At 56.5% G+C, this 23683-nt stretch carries 21 protein-coding genes; 12 read left to right on the top strand and 9 right to left on the bottom strand.

Going from position 1 to position 23683, the window contains the following annotated elements; translation table 11 throughout:
- Window positions 1-16: 16 nt before the first annotated feature.
- The gene (tldD, locus tag C3406_RS08350) at window positions 17-1462 is read left to right on the top strand and encodes a metalloprotease TldD (protein WP_103824959.1); all 1446 of its coding nucleotides are present in this window, start codon (window positions 17-19) and stop codon (window positions 1460-1462) included.
- A gap of 34 nt (window positions 1463-1496) precedes the next feature.
- Here the strand turns inward: tldD and aaeR are convergent, their stop codons facing one another.
- Window positions 1497-2420, bottom strand: coding sequence for an HTH-type transcriptional activator AaeR (aaeR, locus tag C3406_RS08345; RefSeq protein ID WP_103824958.1), 924 nt, complete (start codon window positions 2418-2420; stop codon window positions 1497-1499).
- A 177-nt stretch (window positions 2421-2597) separates the two neighbouring features.
- On the opposite strand from aaeR, the gene aaeX reads away from it, so the two are divergent.
- The 5 genes from aaeX (at window position 2598) to C3406_RS08320 (ending at window position 7570) form a co-directional block, all read left to right on the top strand.
- Window positions 2598-2801, top strand: a complete 204-nt coding sequence (aaeX, locus tag C3406_RS08340) for a p-hydroxybenzoic acid efflux pump operon protein AaeX (RefSeq protein ID WP_032614553.1) — start codon at window positions 2598-2600, stop codon at window positions 2799-2801.
- A gap of 7 nt (window positions 2802-2808) precedes the next feature.
- Window positions 2809-3741 (top strand): p-hydroxybenzoic acid efflux pump subunit AaeA, encoded by a 933-nt coding sequence (gene aaeA / locus C3406_RS08335; protein WP_103824986.1) that lies wholly within the window; start codon window positions 2809-2811, stop codon window positions 3739-3741.
- 5 nt (window positions 3742-3746) lie between these two features.
- A complete protein-coding gene (aaeB, locus tag C3406_RS08330; RefSeq protein WP_103824957.1) occupies window positions 3747-5714 on the top strand; it encodes a p-hydroxybenzoic acid efflux pump subunit AaeB in 1968 nt (655 codons plus the stop codon).
- 87 nt (window positions 5715-5801) lie between these two features.
- On the top strand, window positions 5802-7256 hold the full coding sequence (locus C3406_RS08325; protein WP_103824956.1) for an NAD-dependent succinate-semialdehyde dehydrogenase: 1455 nt from the start codon (window positions 5802-5804) through the stop codon (window positions 7254-7256).
- A gap of 44 nt (window positions 7257-7300) precedes the next feature.
- Entirely contained in the window at window positions 7301-7570 is a 270-nt protein-coding gene (locus C3406_RS08320; RefSeq protein WP_103824955.1) for a barstar family protein, read from the top strand.
- 61 nt (window positions 7571-7631) lie between these two features.
- On the opposite strand, the gene yhcN (C3406_RS08315) is transcribed toward C3406_RS08320, so the two are convergent.
- The 3 genes from yhcN (C3406_RS08315) to argR form a co-directional block, all read right to left on the bottom strand.
- Window positions 7632-7895: a peroxide/acid stress response protein YhcN gene (yhcN, locus tag C3406_RS08315; protein WP_103824954.1), complete on the bottom strand. Its 264-nt coding sequence runs from the start codon at window positions 7893-7895 to the stop codon at window positions 7632-7634.
- A 112-nt stretch (window positions 7896-8007) separates the two neighbouring features.
- Complete coding sequence (gene yhcN / locus C3406_RS08310; RefSeq protein ID WP_103824953.1) at window positions 8008-8271, bottom strand: peroxide/acid stress response protein YhcN; 264 nt, start codon at window positions 8269-8271, stop codon at window positions 8008-8010.
- A gap of 377 nt (window positions 8272-8648) precedes the next feature.
- A complete protein-coding gene (gene argR, locus C3406_RS08305) occupies window positions 8649-9119 on the bottom strand; it encodes a transcriptional regulator ArgR (protein ID WP_103824952.1) in 471 nt (156 codons plus the stop codon).
- A 404-nt stretch (window positions 9120-9523) separates the two neighbouring features.
- On the opposite strand from argR, the gene mdh reads away from it, so the two are divergent.
- Window positions 9524-10462: a malate dehydrogenase gene (gene mdh / locus C3406_RS08300; RefSeq protein ID WP_103177218.1), complete on the top strand. Its 939-nt coding sequence runs from the start codon at window positions 9524-9526 to the stop codon at window positions 10460-10462.
- A 68-nt stretch (window positions 10463-10530) separates the two neighbouring features.
- On the opposite strand, the gene degS is transcribed toward mdh, so the two are convergent.
- From degS to zapG, 3 genes are all read right to left on the bottom strand, one after another.
- Window positions 10531-11598, bottom strand: a complete 1068-nt coding sequence (gene degS / locus C3406_RS08295; RefSeq protein WP_103180994.1) for an outer membrane-stress sensor serine endopeptidase DegS — start codon at window positions 11596-11598, stop codon at window positions 10531-10533.
- An 88-nt stretch (window positions 11599-11686) separates the two neighbouring features.
- Entirely contained in the window at window positions 11687-13054 is a 1368-nt protein-coding gene (gene degQ / locus C3406_RS08290; protein WP_103824951.1) for a serine endoprotease DegQ, read from the bottom strand.
- A gap of 170 nt (window positions 13055-13224) precedes the next feature.
- Complete coding sequence (gene zapG, locus C3406_RS08285) at window positions 13225-13623, bottom strand: Z-ring associated protein ZapG (RefSeq protein ID WP_103177216.1); 399 nt, start codon at window positions 13621-13623, stop codon at window positions 13225-13227.
- Window positions 13624-13813: 190 nt separating this feature from the next.
- Between zapG and zapE the strand changes: the two genes are divergently transcribed.
- From zapE to sspB, 5 genes are all read left to right on the top strand, one after another.
- Window positions 13814-14938, top strand: a complete 1125-nt coding sequence (gene zapE, locus C3406_RS08280; RefSeq protein WP_103824950.1) for a cell division protein ZapE — start codon at window positions 13814-13816, stop codon at window positions 14936-14938.
- 279 nt (window positions 14939-15217) lie between these two features.
- Window positions 15218-15646, top strand: coding sequence for a 50S ribosomal protein L13 (gene rplM, locus C3406_RS08275; RefSeq protein WP_024551131.1), 429 nt, complete (start codon window positions 15218-15220; stop codon window positions 15644-15646).
- A gap of 15 nt (window positions 15647-15661) precedes the next feature.
- The gene (gene rpsI, locus C3406_RS08270) at window positions 15662-16054 is read left to right on the top strand and encodes a 30S ribosomal protein S9 (protein WP_003860436.1); all 393 of its coding nucleotides are present in this window, start codon (window positions 15662-15664) and stop codon (window positions 16052-16054) included.
- A 312-nt stretch (window positions 16055-16366) separates the two neighbouring features.
- Window positions 16367-17005, top strand: a complete 639-nt coding sequence (gene sspA / locus C3406_RS08265) for a stringent starvation protein SspA (RefSeq protein ID WP_103177214.1) — start codon at window positions 16367-16369, stop codon at window positions 17003-17005.
- 5 nt (window positions 17006-17010) lie between these two features.
- Window positions 17011-17502, top strand: a complete 492-nt coding sequence (sspB, locus tag C3406_RS08260) for a ClpXP protease specificity-enhancing factor (RefSeq protein WP_103824949.1) — start codon at window positions 17011-17013, stop codon at window positions 17500-17502.
- A 79-nt stretch (window positions 17503-17581) separates the two neighbouring features.
- On the opposite strand, the gene gltD is transcribed toward sspB, so the two are convergent.
- Together gltD and gltB are read right to left on the bottom strand one after the other, a co-directional pair.
- Window positions 17582-19000: a glutamate synthase subunit GltD gene (gene gltD / locus C3406_RS08255; RefSeq protein ID WP_103824948.1), complete on the bottom strand. Its 1419-nt coding sequence runs from the start codon at window positions 18998-19000 to the stop codon at window positions 17582-17584.
- A 9-nt stretch (window positions 19001-19009) separates the two neighbouring features.
- A complete protein-coding gene (gltB, locus tag C3406_RS08250; protein WP_146052371.1) occupies window positions 19010-23470 on the bottom strand; it encodes a glutamate synthase large subunit in 4461 nt (1486 codons plus the stop codon).
- Window positions 23471-23683: the final 213 nt, after the last annotated feature.

Genomic DNA, 23683 nt, shown 5'->3' with positions numbered 1-23683 from the left:
AACGAGTAGCAAAACGATGAGTCTGAACCTGGTAAGTGAACATCTGCTGGCAGCGAACGGCCTGAGCCATCAGGACTTGTTTTCCATTCTTGGTCAACTGACCGAACGCCGTCTCGACTACGGCGATCTCTACTTTCAGTCGAGCTATCACGAATCCTGGGTTTTAGAAGACAGCATCATCAAAGATGGCTCGTATAACATCGACCAGGGCGTCGGCGTACGTGCCATTAGCGGTGAGAAAACCGGTTTTGCCTATGCGGACCAGGTTAGCCTGACCGCGCTGGAACAGAGCGCGCAGGCAGCCCGCACCATCGTGCGCGAGAGCGGCGATGGCCGGGTGAAAACCCTGGGCGAAGTGCAGCACTCTGCGCTCTATACCAGCGTCGATCCGCTGCAAAGCATGAGTCGTGAAGAGAAGCTGGATATCCTGCGCCGGGTGGACAAAGTCGCCCGGGCGGAAGACAAGCGCGTGCAGGAAGTCTCGGCCAGCCTGAGCGGCGTGTATGAGCTGATTCTGGTGGCGGCAACCGACGGCACCCTGGCCGCCGACGTGCGTCCGCTGGTGCGTCTCTCCGTCAGCGTGCTGGTGGAAGAGGATGGCAAACGCGAGCGCGGCTCCAGCGGCGGCGGCGGTCGTTTCGGTTATGAATGGTTCCTCAATCCGGTGGATGGCGAAGTGCGTGCCGATGCCTGGGCGAAAGAGGCGGTGCGCATGGCGCTGGTCAACCTCTCTGCCGTGGCGGCACCTGCGGGTACGCTGCCGGTGGTGCTGGGTGCGGGCTGGCCTGGGGTACTGCTGCACGAAGCGGTAGGCCACGGTCTGGAAGGTGACTTCAACCGCCGCGGCACTTCTGTATTCAGCGGTCAGGTAGGGGAGCTGGTGGCTTCGGAACTCTGTACCGTAGTGGATGATGGCACCATGACCGACCGTCGTGGCTCGATCTCCATCGACGATGAAGGCACGCCGGGCCAGTACAACGTGCTGATCGAAAACGGCATCCTGAAAGGCTATATGCAGGACAAGCTGAATGCGCGCCTGATGGGCGTTGCGCCAACCGGCAATGGCCGTCGCGAATCCTATGCGCACCTGCCGATGCCGCGTATGACCAACACCTATATGCTGGCGGGTAAATCCACGCCGCAGGAAATTATCGAATCCGTTGATTACGGGATCTACGCCCCGAACTTCGGCGGTGGCCAGGTGGATATCACCTCCGGTAAATTTGTCTTCTCAACCTCAGAAGCCTATCTGATTGAGAAGGGCAAAGTGACCAAAGCGGTGAAAGGCGCCACCCTGATTGGCTCCGGCATCGAAGCGATGCAGCAGATCTCAATGGTGGGTAACGATCTGAAGCTGGATAACGGCGTCGGTGTCTGCGGTAAAGAGGGGCAGAGCCTGCCGGTGGGTGTCGGCCAGCCAACCCTGAAAGTGGATAACCTGACCGTCGGCGGTACCGCGTAATCTTGTCATCCTGACCCTCTCCCGCGGGAGAGGGTTACTCCTTCCTTCCCCGCATCTCCTGAAACAGCGTCGCCACCTGCACAAAATAGTCCGTCAGATAGTTAATGCACACCTGCACCTTCAGCGGCAGCTTGTCCTTTTGGGTATAGACCGCGTACACCGGGCGTGGATCCGACTGATAGCGCGGGAAGAGGATCTCCAGTTCCCCGCTGTTGATCTCGTTGATCACCCACATCAGCGGCACATAGGCGATCCCGGCGCCCGCCACCAGCCAGCGGGAGATGGTCATCGGATCGTTAGTCACAAAACGCCCCTGCGGCAGCAGCTTTGTTGACAGACCCTCTGGCGCAGTCAGCTCAAATTCATTATCCGGGCGCACGCTGTACTCCAGCCAGGCGTGATTGCTGAGGTCCGCCGGTTTTTCCGGGATCCCCGCTCTGGCGAGGTACTTTTTCGCCGCGCACACCACCATCGGCATGCTCCCCAGACGACGCGAAAAGAGGCTCGAATCCTGCAGGGCCCCGACGCGGATCACCACATCCAGGCCATCGGCAATCAGATCCGGGGCGGGAATACCGGTGACCAGATTAACCGTCAGCCCCGGATACTCCTGCAACATCTCGGCGGTCATTTCAGCCAGGACATTTTGTGCCATAGTTGAAGAGCAGCCGATGCGCAGCGTGCCGATGGGGGTGTTATTGAAAGCGTAGAGTTGCTCATGCACTGACTGGGCTTCATACAACATTCGCCGGCAGCCCTGATAATAGATTTTCCCGGCCTCCGTCAGGCCGAGGCTGCGCGTGCTGCGGTTGAGAAGCTTCACCTGGAGGTCATCTTCCAGTTTGGCAACGGTCTGGCTGATAGAAGAGACGCTCATCTGTAGTTGCCTGGCCGCGGCGGTAAAAGAGCCCAGCTCAACGACTTTGGCAAAAACTGACATCCATTTTAGACGTTCCATTATTCACTCTGGCTTAAAAGTGATTTAGATCACATATGATAGATAACAGCATAACAGTTACGCTAATATATTATTAATACATTATAGCTACGCCACTCTCGCCCGGCTTTTCTGGCCACTTCTGCGGTGGTGTACGCTGAATAATTCTTTCGCCTGCTCGCTCTAATCAAGGTCAACATGAGTCTGTTTCCCGTTATCGTGGTGTTCGGTTTGTCGTTCCCACCGATATTCTTCGAACTGCTTTTATCACTGGCGATTTTTTGGCTGGTGCGAAAGGTGCTGGCTCCAACCGGGATCTATGATTTCGTCTGGCACCCTGCATTGTTCAATTCCGCGCTCTATTGCTGCCTGTTCTATCTGGTATCGCGCCTGTTTGTTTGAGGTAGATGTGAAAACACTAACAAGAAAAGTCTCCCGTACCGCCATTACGCTGGCACTGGTCATCCTCGCGTTCATCGCTATTTTCCGCGCGTGGGTTTACTACACCGAATCACCGTGGACGCGTGATGCGCGCTTTAGCGCCGACATCGTCGCCATCGCCCCGGATGTGGCGGGGCTTATTACCGCCGTCAATGTGCATGATAACCAGCTGGTCAAAAAGGACCAGGTGCTGTTCACCGTTGACCAGCCTCGTTACCAGAAAGCCCTGGAACAAGCAGAAGCGGATGTCTCCTATTACCAGGCGCTGGCCGCGGAAAAACGCCGCGAGGCAGGGCGGCGTAATAAGCTGGGGGTGCAGGCGATGTCCCGTGAGGAGATTGACCAGTCCAACAACGTGCTGCAAACCGTACTGCATCAGCTGGCGAAGTCCGAGGCCACGCGCGATCTGGCGAAGCTCGATCTCGAGCGTACCGTCATCCGCGCCCCGTCCGATGGCTGGGTGACCAACCTCAACGTCTATACCGGTGAATTTATTACCCGCGGCTCCACCGCCGTGGCGCTGGTGAAACAGCACTCCTTCTATGTGCTCGCCTATATGGAAGAGACCAAGCTGGAGAACGTCCGTCCGGGCTACCGGGCGGAGATCACTCCGCTGGGCAGCAACCGCGTCATTAAAGGGACGGTCGACAGCGTGGCGGCAGGGGTGACCAACTCCAGCGCCACCCGCGACAGCAAAGGGATGGCGACCGTCGATTCCAATCTGGAGTGGGTGCGACTGGCGCAGCGCGTGCCGGTGCGTATTCGTCTGGATGAGCAGCAGGGCGACCTGTGGCCAGCGGGTACGACGGCGACGGTGGTGATCACCGGTGAGAAAGACCGGGATGCCAGCCACGACTCGCTGTTCCGCAAAATTGCCCACCGTCTGCGCGAGTTTGGTTAATCGCCATGGGTATCCTTTCCATCGCCAATCAGCACCTACGCTTCGCGATTAAGCTGGCCTTCGCCATTGTGCTGGCGCTGTTTGTCGGGTTCCACTTTCAGCTGGAAACGCCCCGCTGGGCGGTGCTGACGGCCGCGATTGTTGCCGCCGGCCCGGCGTTTGCCGCAGGCGGTGAACCTTACTCCGGCGCCATCCGCTATCGCGGGATGCTGCGTATCGTCGGCACCTTTATCGGCTGTATCGCGGCGCTGACCATCGTGATCCTGATGATCCGCACCCCGCTGCTGATGCTGATGGTGTGCTGTATCTGGGCCGGTTTTTGTACCTGGATCTCCTCCCTGGTGCGGGTGGAAAACTCCTACGCCTGGGGCCTTTCCGGCTATACGGCGCTGATCATTATCATCACCATTGAGGCCAACCCGCTGTTGACGCCGCAGTTTGCCGTTGAGCGCTGCAGTGAGATCGTGATGGGGATCGTCTGCGCGATCGTAGCGGATCTGCTGTTTTCTCCGCGCTCGATCAAACAGGAGGTGGATCGCGAGCTGGATGCGCTGATCGTTGCCCAGTATCAACTCATGCAGCTCTGCATCGAGCACGGCGACAGTGAAGAAGTGGATAATGCCTGGAGTGCGCTGGTACGCCGTACCACCGCACTGGAGGGGATGCGTAGCAACCTCAATATGGAGTCGTCGCGTTGGTCGCGGGCAAACCGCCGCCTGAAGGCGCTTAATACCGTCTCCTTAACCCTGATCACCCAGGCCTGTGAAACCTATCTGATCCAGAACACGCGCCCCGAGGCGATCACCGGGACCTTCCGGGAGCTGTTTGCCACCCCCGTTGCCACCGTTCAGGACGTGCATAAACAGCTCAAACGCATGCGCCGGGTCATCGCCTGGACCGGCGAGCGTGATACCCCGGTGACTATCTACACCTGGGTTGGCGCGGCGACGCGCTACCTGCTGCTCAAACGTGGCGTGATCGGCAACACTAAAATCAGCGCCACCGAAGAGGAGGTGTTGCAGGGGGAAGTGGTGGTGAAAGCCGAGTCGGCGGAACGTCACCATGCGATGGTTAACTTCTGGCGCACTACGCTGGCCTGTATGCTGGGTACGCTTTTCTGGCTCTGGACCGGCTGGACCTCCGGCAGCGGTGCGATGGTGATGATCGCGGTGGTCACCTCGCTGGCGATGCGTCTGCCTAATCCCCGGATGGTGGCACTCGATTTTCTGTATGGCACGCTGGCGGCGCTGCCGCTTGGCGCCTTCTATTTCCTGGTGGTTCTCCCGTCGACCCAGCAAAGCATGCTGTTGCTCTGTCTGAGTCTCGCCGTTATGGCCTTCTTTATTGGTATCGAGGTGCAGAAGCGACGCCTCGGATCGCTGGGGACCTTGGCCAGTACCATCAATATTCTGGTGCTGGATAACCCGATGACCTTCCACTTCAGCCAGTTTCTCGACAGCGCGCTGGGGCAGATTGTCGGCTGCTTCCTGGCGATGATGGTGATCCTGCTGGTGCGCGATAACTCTCAGGCCCGAACCGGCCGCGTACTGCTGAACCAGTTCGTTTCTGCCGCCGTCTCGGCGATGACCACTAATACCGCCCGGCGTAAAGAGAACCATCTGCCTGCGCTCTATCAGCAACTCTTTTTACTGCTGAACAAGTTCCCGGGCGATATCGCGAAATTCCGCCTGGCCCTGACGCTGATCATCGCCCACCAGCGTCTGCGCAACGCGCCGATTCCGGTTAATGACGATCTCTCCGCCTTCCACCGCCAGCTGCGCCGTACTGCCGATCATGTGATTTCGGCGTCCAGCGACGACAAGCGCCGACGCTACTTCACGCAGCTGCTGGCGGAGCTGGATATCTATCAGGAAAAACTGCGTATCTGGGAGGCGCCGCGACAGGTGACCGAACCGGTGCAGCGGCTGGTGGGCATGCTGCATCGTTACCAGAATGCCCTGACCGACAGCTGATCCTTCCGAAAACCGACGCCATAAGCGTCGGTTTTTTTGTGACTATACTTATTCGGGCAAGTACTTAAACCCAGAATGGGAGGATACATGACTACCCAGTCTCTTCAGGATAGTGCGCTATTTCAGACCGGATATTTAGTCGATGGCGTATGGAAAACGCTCGATACCACATTCGATGTACTTAACCCGGCGACCGGGGCGGTAGTAGCCCAGGTGGCAAAAGCAGGCAAGAAAGAGACCGAAGAGGCCATCGCCGCCGCAAGCCGTGCTTTCCCGGCCTGGCGTGCCAGAACCGCAAAAGAGCGTTCGGCCATCCTCTATCGCTGGTATGAATTAATCATTGAAAACAAGCAGTGGCTTGGCCAGCTGATGACCACCGAGCAGGGCAAACCGCTGAAAGAGGCGGAAGGGGAAGTGGAGTATGCGGCCAGTTTCATCCAGTGGTTTGCCGAGCAGGCCAAACGCGCCAACGGCGAAATCATCCCTCCTGTTAAACCCGGCTCCCGAATTCTGGCCACCCGTGAACCGGTTGGCGTGGTGGCGGCTATCACGCCGTGGAACTTCCCGATGGCGATGCTGACCCGCAAGCTGGGCCCGGCGCTGGCGGCAGGCTGTACCGGGGTGATAAAACCGGCCAATAACACGCCGCTTAGCGCCTTTGCGCTGCTCACTCTGGCTAAAAAAGCGGGTGTCCCGGACGGCGTACTCAACGCGGTGGCCGGAAATACCGCTGAGATAAGCGACGCGATCATGTCCAGCCCTGAGGTGCGCAAAATCTCCTTTACCGGCTCGACGGCGGTGGGCAAAACCCTGATGCGTAATGCCGCCGAGACCATGAAAAAAGTCTCAATGGAGCTGGGCGGGAATGCGCCTTATATCGTCTTTGACGACGCCGATATCGATGCGGCGGTGAAAGGGGCGATTGCCAATAAATTCCGTAACGCGGGTCAGGTCTGCGTCAGCGTTAACCGCTTCTATATTCAGGAGTCGGTGTATGAGGCATTTGTCAGCAAACTCGTGGCTGCCGTGAACGACTTAAAAGTGGGTGACGGTCTGGAAGAGGGGACCGTTGTCGGGCCGTTGATTGAACCCGCCGCAGTGAAAAAAGTGCGTGAACATGTGGAGGATGCGGTCGCCAAAGGAGCCACGGTGCTGGCGGGCGGCAAAGCCCATGCCCTCGGCGGCAACTTCTGGCAACCGACGGTATTGGGAAACTGTCATGAAGGGATGGCGCTTGCCAGCGAAGAGACCTTCGGACCCGTGGCGGCCTGCTTCCGTTTTACCTCCGAAGAGGAGGTGATCCAGCGTGCCAACAATACGCCGTTTGGCCTGGCTGCCTATTTCTATACTCAGAATTTGCAGCGGGTGTTCCGCGTTTCGCAAGCCATTGAGAGCGGGATGATTGGGATTAATGAATGCGCGGTCTCTACCGAACTGGGGCCGTTTGGCGGGGTGAAAGAGTCGGGGCTGGGCCGCGAAGGGTCAGTACTGGGACTGGAGGAGTTCCTGGAAGTGAAAACCCTGCATATCGGGGGATTATAATCGACGGGGCGGCAGAAGCCGCTCACCTGGACGGGGTGGCTGGCATGAATATCTATACGTTTGATTTTGATGAAATTGACAGTCAGGAGGATTTCTACCGTGAGTTTTCACGGACCTTCGGCATAGGTCAGGAGAGGGTGACGGATCTGGACTCCCTGTGGGAAATAGTGACCAGTAGCCAGTTGCCGCTACCGCTTGAAATCGAATTCATCCATTTACCGGAAAAGCTGCGCAGACGTTTTGGGGCGCTGATCCTGCTGTTTGATGAGGCGGAAGAGGAGCTGGAAGGGCAGATTCGCTTTAACGTACGTTAGTGCGGGGCATAAAAAAGCCCCTGCAAAGCAGGGGCAAGTCGTATATCAATACGACGAGGGTTTATTTGTACAGCTCAGCGGTCGCGTGCCAGTGGTCACCGGTGTTCAGTTCGGTGACGCGGTAGCTGCTGGCGCCCGCCTTTTCAGCTTTTTCCGCCAGAGCCTGACGGATATCCATCGGAGAACCGGCAACCTCATTAACAGAGATACTTCCCATCGATTGCAGGCCTTGCGCCTGGTCAGCGTTTACCTGGTGTACGGCTGCGCCGGCACCAAATGAGAGAACGGAAGCGAAACCAGCGGCGATGATTAATTTAGTGTTCATAGTCTTTACTCCTGGAGTGCAGGCTCAACGGCAGGAAGGGTTGTGCTGCTATTTTTATGCTTGATGCCGTTGAACAGAGATATCGGGTAGTACGGGTAATGCTCGGTACGACTTATTTGTACAGCTCAGCAGTGGCGTGCCAGTGGTCACCTGAACGCGCTTCGATAACGCGATAAGCAGAGGCACCCTGCTCCTGTGCTTTTTTGTTCAGCATCTGATTCATGTCCATCGGAGAGGTACCGATAGCACCGACGGAAACCGTACCGATAGATTCACGGGACTGGGCCTGCTCGGCGTTAATCGCATCGGCGGCAAAAGCACCGAAAGACAGGACAGACAGAATGCTTAGTGTGGCTACGGTAGTTTTGATTTTCATGATTCTCTTCCTCGTCATATTCTTTACTGGGGTCTTCGTTTCGTGACCCTCATCACAAAATCAAGTATACACTAATAACTGCAAAAATTAATACCATGCTAATTGTTTCTTGTGTAATCACGTATTAAGCAAAATGCTTTTTATAACCACATGGAATAAAAACCAGAAGATTAAGCGGAGTTCAGACGTTTATTTCTATTAAAATTAATGGGATACGCGAATTTGATTATTCGTGCGATCTCGCGGTTTATCATTCACTGGGTGAATGCATTAGGACAGAAAAACGCACTATTTGTTAAATTACAGATAACAGATTGTAGGGAAAAACGAGGCGGGAGCAGAAGGTTCCCCGCCGCGAGTGGCAGCGGGGAAGGGGATCAGAGTTCCTGTTCGAACAGCACCAGAATGGCTTCGTAGAGATCTTTCACCGAGAAACCATTGGCCGGGGTCGTGAAGATGGTATCGTCACCGGCAATAGTGCCGAGGATACCTTCCGCTTTACCCAGCGAGTCGAGCAGGCGCGCAATCAGTTGTGCTGCACCCGGGCTGGTGTGGATCACCACCACAGCATCGTTGTAGTCGATATCCAGTACCAGATTCTTCAGCGGGCTCGACGTGGTCGGAACGCCCAGTTCGGCTGGCAGACAGTAGACCATCTCCATTTTGGCGTTGCGGGTACGCACCGCGCCGAACTTGGTTAACATGCGGGAGACTTTCGACTGGTTGATGTTTTCGAAACCCTCATCCTGTAGAGCCTGGACAATCTCCCCCTGGGAACTAAATTTTTCTTCTTTAAGCAGCGCTTTAAACGCTTTAACCAATTCTTCTTGTTTAGAAGAGATTCGCATAAATCACCCGAAATATAGCGGTAGAAACAACATTATTATGCACATGGATGAATTTTTATGCAAATTATCTGCCCAATCTTAGGCTGAAATAATGTTATGAAAGGGAGTGATTTTATCAAAATTCGTTATCAAGGAACATGCCTGCGTCACGCCTCGCAAATAAGCTTAAAAGTAAATTAAATGTTATCAAATTGATGTTGTTTTGGTGGCTGGCGAGGGTGTATTGTAACCACCTCTTGATTCGTTGCTTAGTTATCGCATAACGCCCGATAGCTTTCCGGCAGAAGCGAAAAGCGCGTGACCGCTAATTCCTGATACATCACGATTGTAATTATTGATCTGCTGAATTAAGGTCGCCGCGACGGAGTAACAGAAAGTTAGCTCACCATAATAAGGAGTTTAGGATGAAAGTCGCAGTCCTCGGCGCTGCTGGCGGTATCGGCCAGGCGCTTGCCCTACTACTGAAAACTCAGCTGCCTGCAGGCTCAGAACTCTCTCTCTACGATATCGCCCCGGTAACACCTGGTGTGGCGGTAGACCTCAGCCACATCCCGACGGCTGTTAAAATTAAAGGCTTCTCCGGTGAAGATGCTCGCCCGGCGCTCGAAGGCGCAGACGTGGTGCTGATCTCCGCAGGCGTGGCGCGTAAGCCAGGTATGGATCGTTCCGACCTGTTCAACGTGAACGCGGGTATCGTTAAGAACCTGATTCAGCAGGTTGCTACTACCTGCCCGAAAGCCTGCATCGGTATCATCACTAACCCGGTTAACACCACTGTGGCTATCGCGGCAGAAGTGCTGAAAAAAGCGGGCGTGTATGACAAGAACAAACTGTTTGGCGTGACCACGCTGGACATCATCCGCTCCAACACCTTTGTGGCGGAACTGAAAGGCAAACAGCCAACCGAGCTGGAAGTCCCAGTTATCGGCGGCCACTCTGGCGTGACTATTCTGCCACTGCTGTCCCAGATCCCAGGCGTGAGCTTCACCGAGCAGGAAGTGGCTGACCTGACCAAACGTATCCAGAACGCCGGCACCGAAGTGGTGGAAGCGAAGGCGGGTGGCGGTTCTGCAACCCTCTCTATGGGCCAGGCTGCGGCACGTTTCGGTCTCTCTCTGGTTCGCGCCCTGCAGGGTGAGCAAGGCGTGGTGGAATGCGCTTACGTTGAAGGTGATGGCGAGCACGCTCGCTTCTTCTCTCAGCCGCTGCTGCTGGGTAAAAACGGTATCGAAGAGCGTAAGTCTATCGGCACCCTGAGCGCGTTTGAACAGCAGGCGATGGCTGGCATGCTGGAAACCCTGAAGAACGATATCGTTCTGGGCGAAGAGTTCGTTAATAAGTAAGCGACGCGCTTCCCGTCAGGGCAATAAAAAACCGGAGCATGGACTCCGGTTTTTTTATGCCTGCCAACTCAGTTGGTGGCCGGGTATTCCTGAATGGTCACCTGCAGGGTCAGTTTCTTATCATCACGCATCACTTCCACCGGGATGATAGAGCCAGGCCTGATCTCCGCCACCTGATCCATGGTTTCCAGCGCCGACACGGCCGGTTTGCCGTTCACCGAGACAATCACGTCGTTAACCCTGATACCCGCTTCTGCCGCCGGGCCGCCAGGGGTCACTTCGTTCACCACAATCCCCTGGATCTGATCGATTCCGCCACCCTGAGAATGCAGCGGAGCAATCTCACGCCCGCCAATGCCAATGTAGCCGCGGATCACGCGTCCGTCGCGAATCAGCTTATCCATAATCTTGTTGGCGAGCTGGAACGGGATGGCGAAGCCGATCCCTTCGGGCGTTTCCCCGTCGTTGCTCTTATCAAACGAGAGGGTGTTGATGCCCATCAGTTCGCCCAGCGAGTTCACCAGCGCGCCGCCGGAGTTGCCATGGTTGATGGACGCGTCCGTTTGCAGGAAGTTCTGCCGTCCGGATGGATTCAGGCCGATACGCCCGGTTGCGCTGATGATCCCCTGGGTAATGGTCTGTCCGAGGTTATAGGGGTTGCCAATGGCCAGCACCACGTCGCCGATATGCGGCGTCCGCTTACGGTTGATGGGGATAACGGGCAGCCCGCCCGTGGCGTTGATTTTGAGGACTGCCAGATCCGTCAGACTGTCGGAGCCCACGAGCAGTGCCTCAAAGACGCGGCCATCCTGCAGCGCCACGATGATCTGATCGGCATCGTTGATCACATGTTTGTTGGTAATAATGTAGCCGCGTTCATCCATGATCACCCCGGAGCCAAGGGTGCGGATCTCCAGCTGATTATGGCTGGTGCTGTTCAGCCCACGGTTATAAACGTTAACCACCGCAGGGGCGGCGCGGCGTACTGCCTGGTTATAACTGGCAGGCGTTTCATCTGCGCTGTCGAACTGCGGCGCAGCCAGCTGATTGAACTGACGTAAAGAGGGCATCGCGGCCAGTAACAGGCCACCTACTACCAGGCCGATGGCGACCGAACGAATGAGCTTAAAAACCATGATACGGGCGTCGTTAAAGGGAAAACGCAAGCAGCATAACATGACTTATCCGGACATCACACGGGGCGATGTCCGGACAGGCACAGGCTTAACGCAGCAGAATATAGAGCGTATCGTTACCACGCACGATCTGCAGGGCGATAACGGTAGGTTTGCTCTCCAGCACCTTGCGCATTTCGGCGATAGACTGCACGCGAACGCGGTTCACCCCGATAATCACATCGTCCTGATGAAGCCCCGCCTGCGCGGCAGGGCTGCTCTTCTCAACGCTGTCGAGGGTGATGCCTTTAGTGCCATCTTTTAACTGCCCGTCACTTAAGGTGGCTCCCTGTAGCGCGGGAGCAATCATCTCTGCGCTGGCCGATGAAGAGGTGCTTTTATCGAGCGTGACCTGCAGATCCAGCGGCTTCCCGTCACGCAAAATGCCGAGCTTAACCGTCGCACCCGGCTCCGTTGTGGCGATGCGCGAGCGCAGTTCGGCAAAGCTGCTTAACGGTTTATCATTCAGGCTGACAATCACGTCCCCGGATTTCACGCCCGCTTTTGCGGAACCGGAATTCGGCAATACCTCGCTGACGAAGGCGCCGCGCTGCACGTTCAGGTTGAATGCTTTGGCGATATCCGCGCTCATCTCGGTGCCTTTAATACCCAGCAGGCCACGTTTCACTTCGCCAAACTCAATCAGCTGCTGGGCCAGCGTGCGGGCCATGTTGCTGGGAATGGCAAAGCCAATCCCGACGCTACCGCCGCCTGGGGCCAGAATGGCGGTGTTAATGCCAATCAGCTCGCCGTTCAGGTTCAGCAGCGCGCCGCCGGAGTTCCCCCGGTTAATGGAGGCGTCGGTCTGGATAAAGTTTTCCAGCCCTTCAAGATTCAGGCCACTGCGGCCCAGCGCGGAGATAATGCCGGAGGTGGCGGTCTGGCCGAGGCCGAAGGGGTTACCCACCGCCACCGCGAAATCGCCGACGCGCAGTTTATCGGAGTCAGCAATAGCGATTTGCGTCAGGCCGGTTGGGTTTTGCAACTGCAGCAGGGCGATGTCGCTCTGATCGTCACCGCCAATCAGTTTGGCATCGAACTCCCGGCCATCATTCATCTGCACGCTGATTTTATCGGCATGGCTGATGACGTGGTTATTGGTCAGGACATAGCCCTTCGCGGCGTCGATGATGACCCCGGAGCCCAGACCTTCAAAGGGCTGTCCCTGCTGGTCAGGTGCCTCATCGCCAAAATACTTTTTCAACTCTTCCGGAATACGCTGGCTCTGCACCGCAGTGCCTTCGACCTGTACGCTCACGACGGCGGGCAGGACTTTCTCCAGCATCGGCGCCAGGCTCGGCAGGGCGGCTTCGCCGGGAACCTGCAAAGGGAGTGCGGCGGCCAGCGGATACGAGGCCGACAGGGATAAACCGATACTCAATGCTAACGCGCTCAACAGCTGATTTTTTTTGTTCATTTATGCTGGCTCTCGCAACCTGGAATGAAGGGATAACGGCCCTGAAACAGACTGATGTTATTGAATTTTAAAACGCTGAACAATGAGGTGTTTGACTAAATAATAGCTGGGGTCAGGAAGAAAGGACGGGCGCAAAGGCTGCGCCCGTAAAATTTATTTTCGATCTGCGATTAGTCGCGCTTTGCGCCACCGCGCAGCAGGCCGGAAGCCCCTTCGGAGTAGTCACGTGGCATCTGTACAGGCGCTTGATCGTTACTGGCTTCGGACTCGGCCAGACGGTTACGGAACGGATTGTTTTCCGCGCTCATCTCCGGCAGCAGGCTGCTGGAGCTTTTCGCCATGTGCTGATAAAGCTGACGGTAGTCATGCGCCATGTTGTCCAGCAGCTCGGCGCTCTGAGCAAAGTGGCTGACCAGCTCTTCACGATACTCGTCCAGTTCAGCTTTGTTCTTTTCCAGTTCGTACTGCAACGCCTGTTGCTGACGCAATTTGCGATTACCAAAACGCATGGCCACGGCGCCGATAGCGATGCCGACGACTAAACCAATTAGCGCATATTCCCAGGTCATGAACTTCTCCCGTTGTCTTGTGGTTCCGTAGGGTGTTGGCTCGGCTCCATGCCAGGGCCTGATTATGCCACTATAACCGCTATTTCCTTAGAAGTGGAATCCCGCCGCATCATCGCGTACTGTAGAACGGCCTTTTTTTCGTCAACTGAGCCGTCTGACGGGTATTAATTGAAGGAATAACAATAACATTATGCAAAGTCTCTCCCCTACATCGCGTTATCAACAGGCCCTGAGCGAGGGCTCCCACCAGCCAGATGAGGTACAGCGTGAAGCGGTAAGCCGTCTGGACGGCATCTGGCATGCGCTGACGGCCCGGCCAGCCGAAGCTGCGCCTTCCGGTGGGTTAAAAGCCGCATTTGGACGGTTGCTGGGCAAGAAAGCGCCGCAGAGCGTCACGCCAGTGCGCGGCTTATATATGTGGGGGGGCGTCGGGCGCGGCAAAACCTGGCTGATGGATCTTTTTTACCAGAGCCTGCCGGGGACGCGTAAGCAGCGTCTGCACTTTCACCGCTTTATGCTGCGGGTGCATGAAGAGCTGACGGCCCTGCAGGGGCAGAGCGATCCGCTGGATATCGTCGCTGAGCGTTTTAAAGCCGAAACCGATGTGCTCTGCTTCGATGAGTTTTTTGTCTCGGATATTACCGACGCCATGCTGCTGGGCGGATTAATGAAAGCGCTCTTTGACCGGGGTATCACCCTGGTGGCGACATCGAACATTCCGCCAGATGAGCTCTACCGTAACGGCCTGCAACGTGCCCGCTTCCTGCCTGCTATCGCGGCGATTAAAGAGCATTGTCACATCATGAATGTGGATGCTGGCATCGACTACCGTCTGCGTACGCTGACCCAGGCCCATCTGTGGATTTCGCCGTTGAATGACGACACGCAACAGCAGATGGACAAGCTGTGGCTGGCGCTTGCTGGCGCGGAGCGGGGTAACGCCCCGGTGCTGGAGGTAAACCATCGTCCCCTGCAAACGCTGGGCGTCGTCAACCAGACCCTTGCCGTGTCGTTTGCCACCCTATGTGTCGATGCCCGTAGCCAGCATGACTATATTGCGCTCTCGCGCCTGTTCCATACGGTGATGCTGTTTGAGGTGCCGGTGATGACCACCTTGATGGAGAGCGAAGCCCGACGTTTTATCGCGCTGGTGGATGAGTTCTACGAACGCCACGTCAAGCTGGTGGTGAGCGCAGCCGTGCCTTTATATGAGATCTATCAGGGGGAGCGGCTGAAGTTTGAGTTCCAGCGCTGCTTGTCACGCCTGCAGGAGATGCAAAGCGAAGAGTATCTGAAGCGCGAGCATATGCCGTAATAAATGCCACCCTCTCCCCGTGGGAGAGGGCAACAGACCGCGCTTTTCCCGCCCCTGGAAAAACCCGCTTCAAATCACAATTAAGGGTCGATCTTTACCCCTGACTTCTCTATAATCTTGCGACCCCACGTTACAAGAAGGTTTTTTTCCCAAAACTTTCTCTGCGCCGGCATAGGCTATTCGAAGGGGTAGGTTTGCTGGACAATGTCGTGTGAACCTCAACTACTAAACGTTTGGGTGTTCACCAACGTGTAACTTATTTATTTGGGTAAGCTTTTAATGAAAACTTTTACAGCTAAACCAGAAACCGTAAAACGCGACTGGTATGTTGTTGACGCGACCGGTAAAACTCTGGGCCGTCTGGCTACCGAACTGGCTCGTCGCCTGCGCGGTAAGCACAAAGCGGAATACACTCCGCACGTCGATACCGGTGATTACATCATCGTTCTGAACGCTGACAAAGTTGCTGTAACCGGCAACAAGCGTACTGACAAAGTGTACTATCACCACACCGGCCACATCGGCGGTATCAAACAAGCGACCTTTGAAGAGATGATTGCCCGCCGTCCTGAGCGTGTGATTGAAATCGCGGTTAAAGGCATGCTGCCAAAAGGCCCGCTGGGTCGTGCTATGTACCGTAAACTGAAAGTTTACGCAGGTAACGAGCACAACCACGCGGCACAGCAACCGCAAGTTCTTGACATCTAATCGGGATTATAGGCAATGGCTGAAAATCAATACTACGGCACTGGTCGCCGCAAAAGCTCCGCCGCTCGCGTGTTCATCAAACCGGGCAGTGGTAAAATCGTAATCAACCAGCGTTCTCTGGAACAATACTTCGGTCGTGAAACTGCCCGCATGGTAGTTCGCCAGCCGCTGGAACTGGTTGATATGGTAGAAAAACTGGATCTGTACATCACCGTTAAAGGTGGTGGTATCTCCGGTCAGGCAGGTGCGATCCGTCACGGTATCACCCGCGCTCTGATGGAGTACGACGAATCCCTGCGTTCTGAACTGCGTAAAGCTGGCTTCGTTACTCGTGACGCTCGTCAGGTTGAACGTAAGAAAGTGGGTCTGCGTAAAGCACGTCGTCGTCCACAGTTCTCCAAGCGTTAATTGCTTTCTGCTTCGGCAGACAACAATTTGCGAAAAACCCGCTTCGGCGGGTTTTTTTATGGTTCATGCTCAACGCATCCACGTCCAGAGGCCCTTTCTGACCTCTTTTTCCGTATTTCCAGAATACCCTCACCACAAAGGTCGCAAAATCTGGTAAACTATCATCCACTTTTCTGCCCAAATAATGGTGAATGCTCGATTTTTGTTCTCTTTTTGAACAAGAGTAGAAATTCCCAGGGATGGGCAACAAAACATCTGGCTGGCCTGTATGGCCGGTAGCAGTAAAAATTCTGAATATACCTGGAGGTTTTCATGGCTGTCGCTGCCAACAAACGTTCGGTAATGACGCTGTTTTCTGGTCCTACTGACATTTATAGCCATCAGGTTCGTATCGTGCTGGCCGAGAAGGGTGTCAGTTTTGAGATCGAGCATGTGGAAAAGGATAACCCGCCTCAGGATCTTATTGATCTCAACCCAAGCCAGAGCGTACCAACGCTGGTGGATCGTGAGCTGACCCTGTGGGAATCCCGTATCATTATGGAATATCTGGATGAGCGTTTCCCGCATCCGCCGCTGATGCCGGTCTATCCGGTTGCGCGTGGGGAAAGCCGTCTGTACATGCAGCGTATCGAGAAAGACTGGTATACGCTGATGAACGTCATTGCGAACGGTTCCTCTTCGGAAGCCGATGCTGCGCGTAAACAGTTGCGTGAAGAGCTGCTGGCGATCGCACCGGTATTCGGTCAGCGTCCGTTCTTCCTGAGCGATGAGTTCAGCCTGGTGGATTGCTACCTGGCTCCGCTGCTGTGGCGTTTGCCAACTCTGGGTGTTGAATTCAGCGGTCCTGGCGCGAAAGAGCTCAAAGGCTACATGACGCGCGTATTTGAACGCGACTCCTTCCTTGCTTCTCTGACTGAAGCTGAACGTGAAATGCGTCTCGGCCGGGGTTAATCATTGTGGAAATGTCACAGCTTTCTCCGCGCCGTCCGTATCTGCTGCGTGCCTTCTATGAATGGCTGCTGGATAACCAGCTCACGCCGCACCTGGTAGTGGATGTGACGTTACCGGGCGTGCAGGTTCCTATGGAATATGCACGTGACGGGCAAATTGTGTTGAACATTGCGCCGCGCGCGGTGGGTGGTCTTGAGCTGGCGAACGACGAAGTTCGCTTCAACGCCCGCTTTGGCGGCGTTCCGCGTCAGGTTTCTGTGCCGCTGGCTGCTGTACTGGCTATTTACGCACGGGAAAACGGCGCGGGCACCATGTTTGAGCCGGAAGCGGCTTATGATGAAGACGTTGCTGGCCTCAATGATGAACATGGCGCGACCGAGAGTGAAAGCGAACCGGTCATGTCGATTATCGATGGCGATAAGCCCGATCACGATGATGATCCAGACGACACGCCGCCACCACGCGGTGGGCGTCCATCGCTTCGCGTTGTGAAATAAAAAAGGGCCTGTTGGCCCTTTTTTTATCCCATAAACACCTCTTTAACGGTTCGGCGGGAGTCAATCCCACCGGGCCTGTTTACACTTCGAGGTAGTTCATGATGCCGTCAGCCGCTTTACGGCCTTCGGCAATGGCGGTCACCACCAGGTCTGAACCGCGAACGATATCGCCACCGGCGAAGATTTTCGGGTTGCTGGTCTGGAAGGCGTTGTCGCTGCCTTCCGGGGCGATGATGCGGCCCTGAGAATCCAGCTCGACGCTGTGCTTCGCCAGCCACTCCATGCTGTGAGGTCGGAAACCGAACGCCATGACGACCGCGTCAGCCGGGATCACAAACTCGGAACCAGCCACAATCTCCGCGCGGCGACGGCCTTTGGCATCTGGCGCACCCATCTCGGTACGCGCCATTTTCACGCCACTCACCTTACCGTTGGCATTCACTTCAATACCCAGAGGCTGGATGTTGAACTGGAATTCCACGCCCTCTTCACGCGCGTTTTTCACTTCGCGTTTAGAGCCCGGCATGTTCTCTTCATCACGACGGTAGGCACAGATAACGTGTGCCGCATTCTGACGAATGGAGGTACGCACGCAGTCCATCGCGGTATCACCCCCGCCCAGCACCACCACGCGTTTGCCTTCCATGCTCACAAACGGCTCGTCGGCGGTTTCGCCATAGCCCATCAGCTGCTTGGTGTTGGCAATCAGGAACGGCAGCGCGTCGTATACGCCTGGCGCCTCTTCGTTCTCCAGCCCACCACGCATCGACTGATAGGTCCCCACGCCCAGGAATACGGCGTCGTAATCTTTCAGCAGATCGTCGAGCTGAACGTCACGGCCCACTTCGGTGTTGAGTTTGAACTCAATGCCCATGCCGGTGAAGATTTCACGGCGGCGGGTCATCACCTCTTTTTCCAGTTTGAAGGCCGGGATGCCGAAGGTCAGCAGACCGCCGATCTCCGGATGACGGTCAAACACCACCGCTTTCACGCCGTTGCGGGTCAGCACGTCGGCACAGGCCAGTCCTGCCGGACCGGCACCGATGATCGCCACGCGTTTGTCAGTCTGACGCACGCCGGTCATATCCGGGCGCCAGCCCATCTCGAACGCTTTATCGTTGATATAGCGTTCGATATTACCGATGGTCACCGCACCGAACTCGTCGTTCAGGGTGCAGGAACCTTCACACAGACGGTCCTGAGGGCAGACGCGGCCGCACACTTCCGGCAGGGTGTTGGTCTGGTGAGAGAGCTCGGCGGCCTCAAAAATACGTCCTTCGTTAGCCAGCTTCAGCCAGTTCGGGATGTAGTTATGCACCGGACATTTCCACTCGCAGTACGGGTTGCCGCAGGAGAGGCAACGGTCTGCCTGTGCTTTGGCCTGGCCTTCGGAAAACGGCTCATAAATTTCAACAAATTCAATTTTACGGATCTTCAGCGGCTTCTTCGGCGGATCCACACGCTGCAGGTCGATAAACTGGTAAACATTCTGGCTCATCTGAATTCCTTACTGCGCCTGCACACGCAGCTCTGCTGCGCTACGACTACGGTGACCCAACAGGGCTTTAACATCGCTGGACTTTGGTTTAACCAGCGCGAATTTCGCAGAGAACGCCGGCCAGTTCGCCAGGATCTCTTCGCCGCGTACGGAACCGGTATGATGCACGTGCTCGGTAATCAGACCACGCAGGTGCTCCTCGTGGATCGCCAGACTATCAACCTCCAGCACTTCCACCAGTTCCGGGTTCACGCGTTTGCGGAACTCACCGTCTTCATCCAGTACATAGGCGAAACCACCGGTCATACCTGCACCGAAGTTAACGCCCGTTTTGCCCAGTACGCAGACAATCCCGCCGGTCATGTATTCACAGCCGTTATCGCCGATACCTTCCACCACGGTGATGGCACCGGAGTTACGTACCGCAAAACGCTCACCCGCACGGCCTGCTGCAAACAGACGACCGCCGGTAGCACCGTACAGACAAGTGTTGCCGATGATGCTCGCATCACAGCTGCGGAAGGCAGAGCCCACCGGAGGACGTACCGCCAGCAGACCGCCCGCCATGCCTTTACCAACGTAGTCGTTGGCATCGCCGGTCAGGTATAGCTCAACGCCGCCTGCGTTCCAGACGCCGAAGCTCTGGCCCGCGGTACCGCTGAAGTGCGCGATAATCGGATCGGCAGCCAGCCCCTGGTCGCCGTGCGTCTGCGCGATGTAGCCAGAGAGCGACGCGCCTACGGAACGGTCGGTGTTGCGAATATCAAACCAGAAGGTTTTGCTCTGCTTCTCATCCACAAACGGCTTCGCCTGCTGCAACAGCTGTGCGTTCAGCACGCCATTGTCGAACGGCGGGTTGTTCTCGGTGCAGTAGACCGCTTTGCCCGGATGCGGCTCAGCCGTTTCCAGCAGGCGGGAGAGCTTCAGGTTCTGCTGTTTAGCCGTGAACCCGTCCAGCTCTTTCAGCAGGTCGGTACGGCCAATCAGATCCACCAGACGCGTCACGCCCAGCTGCGCCATCAGCTCGCGGGTTTCGCGGGCGATGAAGTCAAAGTAGTTGGTCACTTTGAACGGCAGACCGTGATAGTGGTTCTTACGCAGCTTCTCGTCCTGGGTAGCAACACCGGTTGCGCAGTTATTCAGGTGACAAATACGCAGGTATTTACAGCCCAGTGCCACCATCGGGCCGGTACCGAAACCAAAGCTCTCTGCACCCAGAATCGCTGCTTTGATGATGTCGAGGCCGGTTTTCAGGCCGCCATCCACCTGCAGACGGATCTTGTGACGCAGGCCGTTAGCCACCAGCGCCTGCTGGGTTTCCACCAGGCCCAGCTCCCACGGACAGCCCGCATACTTCACGGAAGAGAGCGGGCTTGCGCCGGTGCCACCGTCGTAACCGGCGATGGTGATGAGATCCGCATAGGCTTTTGCCACGCCGGTGGCGATGGTGCCGACACCCGGTTCGGAAACCAGCTTCACGGAGATCATCGCTTTCGGGTTGACCTGTTTCAGGTCGAAAATCAGCTGCGCTAAGTCCTCGATAGAGTAGATATCGTGGTGCGGCGGCGGGGAGATCAGCGTCACGCCCGGTACCGAGTAGCGCAGTTTGGCGATGTACGGGGTCACTTTGTCACCCGGTAACTGGCCGCCTTCGCCCGGTTTTGCACCCTGAGCGACTTTAATCTGAATCACGTCGGCGTTGACCAGGTACGCTGGGGTCACACCGAAGCGACCGGACGCAACCTGCTTGATACGCGACACTTTATTGGTGCCATAGCGCGCCGGATCTTCACCGCCTTCGCCGGAGTTGGAGTTGCCGCCGATGCTGTTCATCGCCTCAGCCAGCGCCTCGTGGGCTTCCGGACTCAGCGCACCGATGGACATCGCAGCGGTATCGAAGCGTTTGAACAGTTCAGACGCAGGCTCTACGTCGTCGATGCTCACAGCCTCGTCACCCGGGTTCAGCGCCAGCAGGTCACGCAGCGTGGCCGCCGGGCGGTTGTTAACCAGCTCAGCATACTGCTGATAATCGCTGTACTCGCCGCTCTGGACAGCCTGTTGCAGGGTGCGCACCACGTCCGGGTTATAGGCGTGGTATTCGCCGCCGTGCACGTACTTCAGCTGTCCGCCCTGATCCAGCGGCTTACGTGCCAGCCAGGCGCGTTTGGAGAGGTTCAGCAGATCCTGCTGGAAGTCGCTGAAGCCCGCTCCGCCGATACGGCTGATCACGCCCTGGAAGCAGAGGTCGGCGACATCGTCATGCAGACCAACGGCTTCGAACAGCTTCGAGCAGCGGTAAGAGGCGATAGTCGAGATGCCCATTTTGGACATGATCTTGTACAGACCTTTGTTGATGCCGTTACGGTAGTTCAGCATCACGGTACGGTAATCTTTTTCGATGGCGTTGGTGTCGACCAATTTTGCCAGCGTTTCGTAGGCCAGGTACGGGTAAATCGCCGTCGCACCGAAGCCCAGCAGCACAGCAAAGTGGTGCGGGTCGCGCGCACTTGCGGTCTCAACAATGATGTTGGCGTCGCAGCGCAGGCTCTTCTCCACCAGACGCGTCTGGATAGCGCCGACGGCCATTGGCGCCGGAACCGGCAGACGGTTCTTCGCAATGTTGCGGTCGGACAGCACCAGCAGAACGGTACCGTTACGCACCATCTGTTCAGCCTTATCGCACAGCGCTTTCACCGTCTCTTCGAGGTTCGCTTCGGTCACGTCGAAGGTGATATCGAGCGTGTCGGCGCGGTAGTGCTCCTCTTGCATGGTGGTCAGCTGGGTAAAATCGGAGTAGAGCAGAATCGGCGATTTAAAGGTCAGACGGTGCGCCTGGCCTTCGGCTTCGCAGAAGACATTCATCTCACGACCGATGCTGGTCGCCAGCGACATTACGTGGGCTTCACGCAGCGGGTCGATCGGCGGGTTGGTCACCTGCGCGAACTGCTGACGGAAGTAGTCGTAAATAATGCGCGGCTGGCTGGAGAGGACGGCAAACGGGGTATCGTCACCCATAGAGCCGACCGCTTCCTGGCCGTTTTCACCCAGTACGCGGATAACGGAGTCCAGCTCTTCCGCACTGTAGTTAAACTGTTTCTGGTAGCTGGCGAGGGTATCGTCATCCAGCTCGCGGCTGCCTACGTCGTTATCCGGCAGATCTTCGAACGGCACCAGACGGCGGACGTTTTTCTCCATCCACTCTTTATACGGGTGACGGCTCTTCAGATCGTTGTCGGTTTCCGCGGAGTGCAGGATGCGACCGCCACGGGTGTCGATGACCATCAGCTCGCCAGGGCCAACACGGCCTTTTTCCACCACTTCGTCAGGCTGGTAATCCCAGATCCCCACTTCGGAGGCACAGGTGATCAGCTTGTCTTTGGTGATGACATAGCGCGCCGGACGCAGACCGTTACGGTCAAGGTTACAGGCGGCAAAGCGACCATCGGACATGACGATACCGGCCGGGCCATCCCACGGCTCCATGTGCATGGAGTTAAAGTCGAAGAAGGCGCGCAGCTCCGGATCCATATCCGGGTTGTTCTGCCAGGCTGGTGGCACGAGCAGGCGCATGGCGCGGACGATATCCATCCCGCCGGCGAGCAGCAGCTCCAGCATGTTATCCATGGAGCTGGAGTCCGAGCCGGTTTCGTTAACGAACGGCGCGGCATCGTGCAGATCCGGGATCAGCGGGGTCTGGAATTTATAGGTACGGGCGCGGGCCCACTGGCGGTTACCGGTGATGGTGTTGATCTCGCCGTTGTGCGCCAGATAGCGGAACGGCTGAGCCAGCGGCCAGCGAGGTACGGTGTTGGTGGAGAAGCGCTGGTGGAACAGGCAAATGGCCGATTCCAGACGCAGGTCCGCCAGGTCCAGGTAGAAGCGCGGCAGGTCAGCCGGCATACAGAGACCTTTATAGATGTTCACCAGGTTCGAGAGGCTACAAACGTAGAACTCTTTATCGTCCTGGAGACGTTTTTCAATGCGGCGGCGGGCGATAAACAGGCGGCGTTCCATATCACGCGGACGCCAGCCCGCAGGCGCGTTGACAAAGATTTGCTCGATACGAGGCAGCGAGGAGAGGGCGATTTCACCGAGCACCCCTTCGTTGGTTGGCACATCGCGCCAGCCGACAATAGAGAGGGTTTCACGTTGAAGTTCTTCTTCGACGATGCGGCGTGATACGGCGGCTTTTTCAGCGTCCTGATTCAGGAACAGCATGCCGACAGCGTAGTTTTTGGCTAAACGCCAGCCGCGCTCTTCCGCCACGATACGGAAGAAACGATCCGGTTTTTGCAGCAGCAGACCGCAACCGTCGCCGGTTTTACCATCCGCAAGGATAGCGCCACGGTGCTGCATACGGGCCAGTGCGTGTATAGCAGTACGCACTACCTTGTGGCTAGGTTCGCCTTCTATGTGGGCGATCAGGCCGAAACCACAGTTATCCTTCTCAAGGGATTTATCGTACAACATATCAGTGAACCTCCCCAGGCTCGTCGGGCTTCCCACTGAACCGTGGCGCACAGGCACAGAAAGAGCATGGCGACGGGGTTTGCGCTTCATACGCGTACCTCGCATTCGCCCTCTTAATATCCTTTTCGCGCAGGTAAACAAGTTTGAGGACTTGCTTCAGAGGGAATCTCAATTACTGCATAAATATGATGAGCAGGCTGCTCATCCAGAAAG

The organism is Leclercia sp. LSNIH8 (assembly GCF_002920195.1).
Taxonomy (GTDB): domain Bacteria; phylum Pseudomonadota; class Gammaproteobacteria; order Enterobacterales; family Enterobacteriaceae; genus Enterobacter.
Note: the sequence above shows the minus strand (reverse complement) of the source record. Positions and strands in the feature narration are given on the sequence as shown.

Excerpts from the sequence above, each read along its gene's own strand:
- gltB (WP_146052371.1), bottom strand. The coding sequence starts at position 23,470 with ATGTTGTACGATAAATCCCTTGAGAAGGATAACTGTGGTTTCGGCCTG.
- degS (WP_103180994.1), bottom strand. The coding sequence starts at position 11,598 with ATGGTTTTTAAGCTCATTCGTTCGGTCGCCATCGGCCTGGTAGTAGGT.
- mdh (WP_103177218.1), top strand. The coding sequence starts at position 9,524 with ATGAAAGTCGCAGTCCTCGGCGCTGCTGGCGGTATCGGCCAGGCGCTT.
- rplM (WP_024551131.1), top strand. The coding sequence starts at position 15,218 with ATGAAAACTTTTACAGCTAAACCAGAAACCGTAAAACGCGACTGGTAT.
- degQ (WP_103824951.1), bottom strand. The coding sequence starts at position 13,054 with ATGAACAAAAAAAATCAGCTGTTGAGCGCGTTAGCATTGAGTATCGGT.
- yhcN (WP_103824953.1), bottom strand. The coding sequence starts at position 8,271 with ATGAAAATCAAAACTACCGTAGCCACACTAAGCATTCTGTCTGTCCTG.
- argR (WP_103824952.1), bottom strand. The coding sequence starts at position 9,119 with ATGCGAATCTCTTCTAAACAAGAAGAATTGGTTAAAGCGTTTAAAGCG.
- zapE (WP_103824950.1), top strand. The coding sequence starts at position 13,814 with ATGCAAAGTCTCTCCCCTACATCGCGTTATCAACAGGCCCTGAGCGAG.
- C3406_RS08320 (WP_103824955.1), top strand. The coding sequence starts at position 7,301 with ATGAATATCTATACGTTTGATTTTGATGAAATTGACAGTCAGGAGGAT.
- aaeR (WP_103824958.1), bottom strand. The coding sequence starts at position 2,420 with ATGGAACGTCTAAAATGGATGTCAGTTTTTGCCAAAGTCGTTGAGCTG.
- sspA (WP_103177214.1), top strand. The coding sequence starts at position 16,367 with ATGGCTGTCGCTGCCAACAAACGTTCGGTAATGACGCTGTTTTCTGGT.
- aaeX (WP_032614553.1), top strand. The coding sequence starts at position 2,598 with ATGAGTCTGTTTCCCGTTATCGTGGTGTTCGGTTTGTCGTTCCCACCG.
- gltD (WP_103824948.1), bottom strand. The coding sequence starts at position 19,000 with ATGAGCCAGAATGTTTACCAGTTTATCGACCTGCAGCGTGTGGATCCG.
- tldD (WP_103824959.1), top strand. The coding sequence starts at position 17 with ATGAGTCTGAACCTGGTAAGTGAACATCTGCTGGCAGCGAACGGCCTG.
- aaeB (WP_103824957.1), top strand. The coding sequence starts at position 3,747 with ATGGGTATCCTTTCCATCGCCAATCAGCACCTACGCTTCGCGATTAAG.
- rpsI (WP_003860436.1), top strand. The coding sequence starts at position 15,662 with ATGGCTGAAAATCAATACTACGGCACTGGTCGCCGCAAAAGCTCCGCC.
- yhcN (WP_103824954.1), bottom strand. The coding sequence starts at position 7,895 with ATGAACACTAAATTAATCATCGCCGCTGGTTTCGCTTCCGTTCTCTCA.
- C3406_RS08325 (WP_103824956.1), top strand. The coding sequence starts at position 5,802 with ATGACTACCCAGTCTCTTCAGGATAGTGCGCTATTTCAGACCGGATAT.
- zapG (WP_103177216.1), bottom strand. The coding sequence starts at position 13,623 with ATGACCTGGGAATATGCGCTAATTGGTTTAGTCGTCGGCATCGCTATC.